Origin of the sequence: Cyanobium sp. A1C-AMD (genome assembly GCF_024346495.1) — a bacterium.
GTDB lineage: Bacteria > Cyanobacteriota > Cyanobacteriia > PCC-6307 > Cyanobiaceae > Cyanobium_A > Cyanobium_A usitatum.
The window spans coordinates 1-8,953 of the sequence record NZ_JAGQDB010000090.1; the positions used below are offsets into that span (position 1 = coordinate 1).

An 8,953-nucleotide genomic window follows, 5' to 3' on the forward strand; every position below is an offset into this window, starting at 1 on the left:
ACCACCACCCATGGCAATGCCAAATAGATCGGTGATTTGATTAGAGAGGCTCACGCCGCGAGCAAAGGGTGCCGTGTAGCTAAAAAAGCGTTGCTCCATCAGCTGGGGCGTGGTCTGCACGACGCCACAGCGGGTAACTTCAACGGGTCCGGCAGCTCCCCCATTGAGTGCCTGCCCACTGCTGTTTGGGGCCTCCAAGGTCGTGGTGCAAACAACTGGGCCCGCCGCTGCAGGGGTCGAGACCAAGGCTCCTGCCAAAGACCAGGCTCCTACCAAAGACCCTGCGCCTACGGCCAAGGACGCTGCGCCTACGGCCAAACCCAAAGTGGACCTTAAGTTGGTGCCGTAAGCCATTGATCCCGTCAGCCCAGGGCTGATCCTGTCGTGATGGTCGCAAACTAATCAACCAATCGCGAATGCACCAGATCTTGTCGACCGTTTCCCTGGCTGCCCCGTCATTCACTGCCAGCCCCGCAGAGATGCGCCTGGCCCTGCTTCCCCTGCTCGCCTCCCAGGCCTACCGCCACGGCAACTTCACCTTGGCCTCCGGGCGCAGCAGCCACCACTACGTCAATTGCAAGCCAGTCAGCCTCAGTGGTACCGGTCTGACCCTGCTCGGCGCCCTAATGCTCGAGCAGGTGGAAGCGGAAGCGCGGGCGGTGGCCGGCCTCACCCTGGGGGCAGATCCCCTGGTGAGCGCAGTGGCGATGATGGCTGCCTTGGAGGGCCGGGAGCTCAATGCTCTGATCGTGCGCAAAGAGGCCAAGGGCCACGGCACCGGTGCCTGGCTGGAGGGGCCGCTGCCTGAACCGGGAAGCACCATCACCGTGCTTGAAGACGTAGTCACCACCGGCGGCTCTTCCCTAAAGGCCGTGCAGCAGCTGCGGGAGGCTGGCTACACAGTGAATCGGGTAGTGACAATCGTGGATCGCCAGGAGGGGGGCGTCGAGGCGATGACGGCTGCCGGGCTCGAGCTGCGCAGCCTGTTTCTGCTGGACGAGGTGGCTGCCACCGCCGCGGGCCTGGCCAACTCATGAGCTCCGATCCCTGGGGCTGGCAGCCCAGCGGCCCGTCTCGAACCGAACAAGCGGGCTACCTGATCCGCCTGGATGGCCCAGATTCGGGCAGGTTTCTACACGGCCAAACCAGCTCGGCAATCGAAGGCCAGCAGCCCGGCAGCTTGATACCCAGCTGTTGCACCACCGCCACCGGTCGCCTGCGAGCCCTCGCTGAGGTGTTGGTGGATAGGGATGGGGCCTGGCTGCTGCTGCGCGGCGCTGATGGCACCGCCCTTTGGCAGGCCCTTGAGCGGGTGCTGTTCCCCGCCGATCGAGTGCAACTGGGTCCGGTAACTCCGGTGCGTTTAATCACGCCGCTTGGGGATGGCTGCGACACCCTGCCCCAGGTTGCTGATGGGAGCTGGATTTCTCTAGAAGATGGCCACGGTTGGTTGCTGGGCCGCCAGTTGGTCCTGCTGACAACCGCCGAGCTGCCCGCCTGGCTAGCCGATCGAGCGCCCCTGCCGGCCAGGGAACAGCAGCGTTGGCGCATCCAGCAGGGGGTGCCGGCGGCCCCAGGTGAGATCAACGACGACACCAACCCCTTCGAAGTAGGGCTCGCCGATCGGGTGAGCCTCAGCAAGGGCTGCTACGTGGGCCAGGAAACCCTGGCCAAACTCGCCACCTACGACGGCGTTAAACAACAGCTGCGGCGCTGGTTCTGGCGCGGAACCCAGGATCCTGGAGAGCCAGGCACAGTCTTATTCGGCGCCAAGACGGGCGACGAGACCAGCAGCCCCCGGGCTGGCCTGATCACCTCCAGCCTGGCCCTGGAAGATGGCCTCTGGATTGGCCTAGCCCTGGTGCGCCGCCAGTCGCTTCAACAAACCTGCCTGCGCGCCGGCCCCGATCCCGATGGCGCGCTGCTGGAGCTATCTCGCCCGCCAGCCTGCGTTGATCCACCGGTCGGTGCCGGCCGTAAATCCTGAATCTCCAGCCCTGAATCTGAAGTCCTGAAGCGTTAGGGCTGAGCCAGTAGCCAGCGCACCACTGCCCAGGTGGCCAGGCTGTCATCGCGGTTGTAGAGAAATATCCGCTGCAACTGATAGCGACTGGCCTGGCCCCGGCTACCCCCTTGGCGGTGCCATTGACGCCACTGGCGCCACCAAAGCAGGCAGCGGGCCCCATCTACCCCTTTCTGGCTCCAGGCAAAGCCCAGCCAGCCGGCCACCGTCTTGAGCCCGTAGCTGCTCACCGGCAAGCGCCAGTGGCGCCGCAGCCGGGCGTGCACATCCAGCATCCTGCGCCGCAACCGGGCCACCTCAGCCTCACTGGCCCCCTGGCGCTGGGCCAGGCGCACCAGGCCAATCACCTCGGTTTCGCCGTAATGCAACACCGGCCAATCGGGATAGCGGGCAAGCAAACGCTGCAATCGCTGCCAGAGGCGCTGCTCACCATGCTCCTGCAAAGCCAGCAGGGGCTGGTAGCGGGCGGACTGCTCTAGCCAGCCCCCCGCACCGTCGCTCTCCAGCACCACAAAGCCGTGCAGGAAATCATCGCGGGCATCGGGATCGGATTCGATGTCGTAGAGCAGCACACCAGGTGCTGCTGCCAACTCGGGCAAGACCGGCCCACGGCCAAGGCGCTGAGGCAGGCCAGAGGCCTGAACCCGGGCCTGGGCCACCAACTCAGCGGCAATCTCGCGGTGCTGCTCTCCGTAGACGGCCAGGGCCTCGGCCAACAGCTCTGGATCGCGGGCAGCCAGATCCGGCAGGCTGGTGACCCCCTGCTCCAGCAACATCTCGCGGCGCTTACCGCCGATGCCACTCACCTCGCTGAGATGCCCCATGGCGGCGGCCTCCGAATCACAGACGCCTCGCCAGCTGCACAGGGTGCACTTTTTGCGATCGCTCACCAAGGGCGGTGGAGTGGACTGGGCAAGATCAGCGGCGAGGCGCTGCAGGCTCTCATCGAGCTGGTGCTGCAGGCCGCTAGCCAATGCCAGGCGCTCCCGCTGCAGGAACCTGCCTTCACCGGCCACCACCAGACCATGGGGCACTGGTGCCTGCTGGTGCTCCGCCAACAGGCGCCCCCAAAGCGCCAGCACCACCCGAGCTTCGCGGGTTAGCCGTCGCCCCTGGCGAGCCAATACCGGCCGGTATACGTAGGCGCCCCAACGGCTTTGGCCAGCGATGCGCTCCAGCAGGGAGGGATGGGATTCCAATCGCACTCCCTGGGGACCAGCCCCCCGCAGCCGCAAGCCCACCACCCCAGCCGCCCCTGCGGCGCAGGCCGCCTCGCCGTGGCCCGGCCGCTGGGGCAGCAGGGTCTGAAAGCTGCGCAGCTGGTCGCTCAAGGCCAGGGCCCGGTGGGCATTCCACTGCCGCTCGCTGGCAACCCCAAAGCGATCCAGCCAGGCGCGGCGCCTGCATCGCAGCCAACTGCGCAGCAAGCGGTCAGTTAGAGCCGGCTCGGGCCCTGAACATTCAATTTGGGGCCGGGAAGTCAATGCTGGCGTCCACTGACCCCGACGCTAGGGCTGGAGCGCCGCCGGCACCGCAGAATTGCCCCAGCTCGGCATGCCCACCCCCCATGGCCTCAGCCCCCCTGCCCCTGGAGGCCAGCCCGATCGTCTTCGGCACCGATGGCTGGCGCGGCATCCTCGGCGTGGACATCACCCTGGATCGACTGCTGCCGGTAGCTGCCGCTGCAGCCCGGGAGCTGGCCCACTCCGCCCCCGAAGGCCTGAAAAGCCGCGAGGTGGTGATCGGCTACGACCGCCGTTTTCTGGCGCCCGAACTAGCTGAGGCGATCTGCAGCGCCGTTAGAGGTTGCGGCCTGGATCCCCTGCTTTCGGACACAGCCACTCCCACCCCTGCCAGCAGCTGGGCCGTGGTGCAGCGCCAGGCCCTGGGTGCCCTGGTGATCACCGCCAGCCACAACCCGCCGGAGTGGCTCGGCTTAAAAATCAAGGGACCGTTCGGCGGCTCGGTGGAAGGCGACTTCACCCGCCGAGTGGAAACCCGCCTGGAAGCCAGTGGCATCACCGTGCCGATCCCGGGCGACCCCCAACGCTTCGATGCCCTGGGCACCTACGTGGCGGGCCTACAGACCAAGGTGAACACTGCGGCACTGGCGGCAGGCCTAGAGCGCCTGGGGCTCACGGTGATTGTCGATCCAATGCACGGCTCAGCAGCCGGTGTACTGCCGGCCCTGCTGGGCGATGGGGCCAGATCCAGTGGCGTCATCCGCGAGATTCGGGCAAACCGGGACCCCCTATTTGGCGGCAACCCTCCCGAGCCGCTGGCCCCTTACCTGCAGGAATTGATCACGGCCGTAACCGCCAGCACCGCAGCTGGCCGGCCCGCCATGGGGATCGTGTTTGACGGCGACGGCGACCGCATCGCCGCCGTGGACGAGCGCGGCCGCTTCTGCAGCACCCAGCTGCTGATGCCCCTATTCATCGACCACCTGGCCCGGGCCCGCCAGCTGCCGGGCTGCGTAATCAAAACCGTAAGCGGCTCCGACCTGATGCAGCTTGTGGCAGAAGGCCTGGAGCGCCAGGTGCTGGAAAAGCCCGTGGGCTTCAAATACATCGCTGCAGAGATGCTGAGCGGCGAGGTGCTGGTGGGCGGCGAAGAATCGGGCGGCGTGGGCTTCGGCATGCATCTGCCAGAGCGGGATGCGCCCTTTGCAGCCCTGCTGCTGATCGAAGCGCTGGTGGAGGGGGGCGTGCCCCTGGGGGAGCGGATCGATGCCCTGCAGCAGCGCTGCGGTGGTGCCGCCGCCTACGACCGACTCGACCTGCGCCTGCCAGACATGGCAGCCCGCGAGCGCCTCGAGGCAAAGCTGGCCGCAGCACCTCCCAGCGAGGTGGCCGGCAGCCCCGTGCTGGAGGTGATCACCACCGATGGGGTGAAGCTGCGCCTAGGCCCCAGCCACTGGCTGATGTTGCGCTTCTCCGGCACCGAACCGCTGCTCCGGCTCTACTGCGAAGCTCCCAGCGAAGCCCGGGTGGCTGAGGTGCTGGGCTGGGCCCGCGAGCTGGCGGAGTCGGTCTGACGCCATGCACACATCAGATATGGTCGGCTCACCCGTCACCAAGCTGGTGATCGCCAGCGGCAATGCCGGCAAGGTGCGCGAGTTCCAGCACCTGCTGGCCGGACTCAACCTGGCAATTGAGGCCCAGCCCGATGGCTTGGAGGTGGAGGAAACCGGCAGCACCTTTGCCGAGAACGCGCGCCTCAAAGCGGTGGCCGTGGCCAGCGCCACCGGCTGCTGGGCCCTGGCCGATGACTCAGGGCTGAGTGTGCATGCCTTAGCCGGCGCGCCAGGCGTGCACTCAGCCCGCTACGCAAGCAGCGACGCAGCCCGTATCGCCAGGCTGCTGCAAGAACTGGAGGGCGCTACCGACCGCAGCGCCGAGTTCTGCGCCGCCCTGGCGGTGGCCGATCCGAGCGGCAGCGTGCGGCTGGAGGTGGAGGGCCGCTGCGCCGGACTCATCCGGCCAACACCGCGGGGTAGTGGGGGCTTCGGCTACGACCCCGTGTTTTTTGTGCCGCACACAGGACTCACCTACGCCGAGATGGACAAAGGCCTCAAAAGCGAGATCGGCCACAGAGGCCGGGCTTTTGCGCAGCTGGAGCCCCAGCTGCGCTCCCTGCTGGGCAGCTGATCAGGCAGTCGCAGACCAACTGCCGTGCAGCCCATAGGGAATGGCCAGGGGAAGCTCGAGCACGGCTTGCTCTGTCAAATCGGCAGCGTTGAGGATCACCAGATCCGTGGCGCAGCGAGCCCCGTTCCAAACCGGCACCAACACCCAGCCACTATCTTCTGCGGGGCTGTCTTCGGCAGAGCTGTCTCCTGGTGAGTCACCAGTTAGACGGGGAACCATCACCGGTTCGGTGACAAAACCGCGGGGGGCCGCACTCCACACCAGGCGTTCGCCGGTCTGCAGGTCGAGCTTCTCAATCGCCTGGAGCGGATCGTTACCCCGCTCCCGCTGCGCTACAGCCATCCAGGCGAAGCGGGCGTTTAGGCCCTGCTTTGCCGGATTAACCATGGCGAACTCACAGCAGCGCTGCTCCAGCCACTCGCTCCGCACCGTGCCGCTGCTGGGGTCTATCCGGCAACGGCGCAACTGGCCCTCAGGTATCGAGTCGAAATCGATTTCGCGGTAGTCAACCTCGGGGCCAATCGAAGGGAAATCGTCGTAGTAGATCGAATCCACCACCACCTCGCCGGTGGCCGGATCCTCAAAGGCATTGAGGTGATGGAACACAAAGCCTTCTGGAGCAGGTAGCAGCAGCGGGCGGGCGCCAGCGTGATGACCCGGCTGGCGAGGCACCAACCAAAACTGGCCGGCCTCACCGGGCTTGGAGGCCAGGCATTGGGCCGCCCCCTTCTGCCCGAGCACAAATGGCAGGGGGTTAAACGCCACAGCGTTCTGCAGAAACACAGCCCAGCTGGGTGTGATCGCAAAATCATGCAGGAAGGCAAAACCCTTGAAGCTGTGGCGACTGTCAGCCACCAGATCGCCGGCGCGCACACCATCTGGCTGGTCTGCGCTGGCAAATTCCATCAAGCGAATGGTGCTGGTGGGGCCCGCCTTGACGCCAAAGGTGACCATGCGGGGCTCGCCGTGGTGACCAGGATCGAAGCGCGGGTGGGCGCTGAAAGCTTCGCCTGGCTTGAGCAGACCCTCCAGCCGCGAGAGCCCCCTGGTCTCGAGGGTGCGGGGATCAAGGGCGTGGGGCTCGGCCGCTTCCCAGAGCGCCAGCAGCTGGTCACCCAGCTGCACCACATGGGTGTTGGCGATGTTCTTGAGGCGCAGATCAAAAGCATTGGCGAGGGGCCCTCCGGGCTTCTGAGTGCCGAAGACCCCCCGGTAAACGAAGCGACCGGCCTGCTCCTCTGCTAACCAGCCCTCGGTGCGCACAAAGCGGTTGGTGAGTCGGGCTCTCCCCCCTTCAAACCGGAAGGCGCTGATCATGCCGTCGCCATCAAATGGGTGATGAACCCACTGGCCACCACGCTCGAGCCGGCCTGGCCCATTGCGGAACAAGGTGCCCTTGAGCTCAGCCGGGATCGTGCCACGCACGGGCTCTAAGGGAACGTCGCTTAGTTCAACACCGACGTTGCGAAAGGCGCTGGACCAATCATGACGCTCATAGGCAGGCTGAAAACCGGTGGGCTGAGAGGCGGCAACTGTCATCTTGGCGATCCCGCGTCAGCGTTTGCGAATTGTGTCGAAAATAGGTCGGCATAAGTGCCGCCGCGAGCCAGCAGGGTGGCGTGATTTCCCGACTCAACCACTCGACCACCCGCAATTACACAAATGCAGTCGGCATTAACCACAGTGGAGAGGCGATGGGCCACTACCAAGGTGGTGCGGTCAGCCATCAATCGGTCTAAGGCTTCTTGCACTACCTGCTCGGAGGCTGAATCGAGGGCTGAGGTGGCCTCGTCCAGAAACAGCAAGGGCGCATCCTTAATTAATGCGCGCGCAATTGCAATCCGCTGACGCTGTCCGCCGGAGAGCATCGTGCCATTTTCTCCAATAAGGGTGCCATAGCCCTCGGGCAGCTGATTAATGAAATCGTGGGCATTCGCAGCCCGCGCAGCAGCCTCAATCTGGGAAGGCGAAGCTGACGCCAATCCATAGGCAATGTTGTTAGCAACAGTGTCGTTAAAAAGGAATGTATTTTGATCAACAACTGAGATCAAGGAGCGTAACGATGCCAGGGAAAGCTGGCGAATATCAATGCCATCGATTGATATAACTCCCGAGCTAGGGTCGTAAAAGCGGCAAAACAAGTCAATTATGGTGCTTTTCCCGCCGCCACTAGATCCAACCAAAGCGACAGTGCTGCTGCAAGGCAGCTCTAAAGATAAGTCATCGATAACCAAATCATCGCCATAAGCAAATGAGACATTCCTGGCCACAAGGCCTTCAGAAACGCTGTTTATGGACTTGGGACTGGAAGATTCCGGAGGCTCAGGCTTAGTATCGAGAATATTGAATAAATCACTGGCGGCAGAAACGCCTTGCTGCAACGTAGAATTAGACCTAGCAATCCCCTTAAAGGGCGCATAGCACAGGTAAAGAGAGGTTAAAAAGGCAAAAAAGTTACCAGTAGTACGCGTACCGGCTATTACATTTTCGCCACCGTATACCAAAACGGCACTAAAACCAATCGCACCTATTACTTCCATCAATGGCTGATTAGCAAGCTTGGCCCGAGTTGTCTTTAGGGCAGCCTTTAAAACCGATTGATTCTCTTGATCAAACCTCGACAATTCATAGGCCTGCATTCCGAAGATCTTGACCACCCGCAAACCGATTACCGACTCTTGGAGAAATGAAGCCAACTTGGCCAGGCTTAGCTGCCCTTTACTAGAGTGGCGCCTGACTTTTTTGGATGAGTTAAGATTCGGTAAAATCGATACAGGGAAAAGAATGAAAGCGATCAACGACAGCAGCAAATCTTGATAAAAGGCCACACAAACCAGAACCAGAAGAGTTAGGGAATCTTTAAATATAGATGAAAAACCATCAACAATTCCAGTCTTGACGAGCGACACATCCGTGAGCACTCGAGAAACCAACACGGTGGAGGAATTGCGATCCACATAGGATTGGGGCAAATCTAATATGCTCTCAGCAAGCTGATGGCGCAAGTCAGCCGTGATTGACTGGCCTATAGCTTCAGTTAGGTAGGCACCTAAATATTGAGAAACCGCCCTAAGTACTATGACCACAAGTATAACTACAGGCGCCAAATACAAGCGACTTCGATCACTCGAAGGCAAAATATCATCAAAAAGGTAGCGAATTACCAATGGCACAAAGCCGGTTGACGCGCCATACAGAAAATTAAAGAATAGGGCTAGAGAAAAGCCCGGCCACAAATGGCCGCGTCCATAAAAGGCCAGCCTTTGATAAATTTGTGTGC

General features: G+C 62.7%; 7 protein-coding genes. 4 read left to right on the forward strand and 3 right to left on the reverse strand.

The window, feature by feature from the left end; translation table 11 throughout:
* The first annotated feature begins 479 nt into the window (after positions 1 to 479).
* Together pyrE and KBY74_RS12125 are read left to right on the forward strand one after the other, a co-directional pair.
* Positions 480 to 1,037: an orotate phosphoribosyltransferase gene (gene pyrE, locus KBY74_RS12120; protein ID WP_254942922.1), complete on the forward strand. Its 558-nt coding sequence runs from the start codon at positions 480 to 482 to the stop codon at positions 1,035 to 1,037.
* Positions 1,034 to 1,987: a folate-binding protein YgfZ gene (locus KBY74_RS12125; RefSeq protein WP_254942916.1), complete on the forward strand. Its 954-nt coding sequence runs from the start codon at positions 1,034 to 1,036 to the stop codon at positions 1,985 to 1,987. The genes pyrE and KBY74_RS12125 overlap by 4 nt, the downstream gene beginning before the upstream one ends.
* A gap of 32 nt (positions 1,988 to 2,019) precedes the next feature.
* On the opposite strand, the gene KBY74_RS12130 is transcribed toward KBY74_RS12125, so the two are convergent.
* On the reverse strand, positions 2,020 to 3,450 hold the full coding sequence (locus KBY74_RS12130) for a TM0106 family RecB-like putative nuclease (protein WP_254942917.1): 1,431 nt from the start codon (positions 3,448 to 3,450) through the stop codon (positions 2,020 to 2,022).
* A 140-nt stretch (positions 3,451 to 3,590) separates the two neighbouring features.
* Here KBY74_RS12130 and KBY74_RS12135 point away from each other — a divergent pair, with 140 nt between their 5' ends.
* The gene (locus KBY74_RS12135) at positions 3,591 to 5,060 is read left to right on the forward strand and encodes a phosphoglucomutase/phosphomannomutase family protein (protein WP_254942918.1); all 1,470 of its coding nucleotides are present in this window, start codon (positions 3,591 to 3,593) and stop codon (positions 5,058 to 5,060) included.
* Between the two features lie 4 nt (positions 5,061 to 5,064).
* Positions 5,065 to 5,673: an RdgB/HAM1 family non-canonical purine NTP pyrophosphatase gene (gene rdgB / locus KBY74_RS12140; protein ID WP_254942919.1), complete on the forward strand. Its 609-nt coding sequence runs from the start codon at positions 5,065 to 5,067 to the stop codon at positions 5,671 to 5,673.
* Here the strand turns inward: rdgB and KBY74_RS12145 are convergent, their stop codons facing one another.
* A complete protein-coding gene (locus KBY74_RS12145) occupies positions 5,674 to 7,212 on the reverse strand; it encodes a carotenoid oxygenase family protein (RefSeq protein WP_254942920.1) in 1,539 nt (512 codons plus the stop codon).
* A partial coding sequence (locus KBY74_RS12150) for an ABC transporter ATP-binding protein (RefSeq protein WP_254942921.1) occupies positions 7,209 to 8,953 on the reverse strand: 1,745 nt, incomplete at its 5' end. The genes KBY74_RS12150 and KBY74_RS12145, both read right to left, overlap by 4 nt.

Bases quoted from the DNA above. Each gene is read 5' to 3' on its own strand.
- pyrE (WP_254942922.1), top strand. From the start codon at position 480: ATGCGCCTGGCCCTGCTTCCCCTGCTCGCCTCCCAGGCCTACCGCCAC.
- rdgB (WP_254942919.1), top strand. From the start codon at position 5,065: ATGCACACATCAGATATGGTCGGCTCACCCGTCACCAAGCTGGTGATC.
- KBY74_RS12145 (WP_254942920.1), bottom strand. From the start codon at position 7,212: ATGACAGTTGCCGCCTCTCAGCCCACCGGTTTTCAGCCTGCCTATGAG.
- KBY74_RS12135 (WP_254942918.1), top strand. From the start codon at position 3,591: ATGGCCTCAGCCCCCCTGCCCCTGGAGGCCAGCCCGATCGTCTTCGGC.
- KBY74_RS12125 (WP_254942916.1), top strand. From the start codon at position 1,034: ATGAGCTCCGATCCCTGGGGCTGGCAGCCCAGCGGCCCGTCTCGAACC.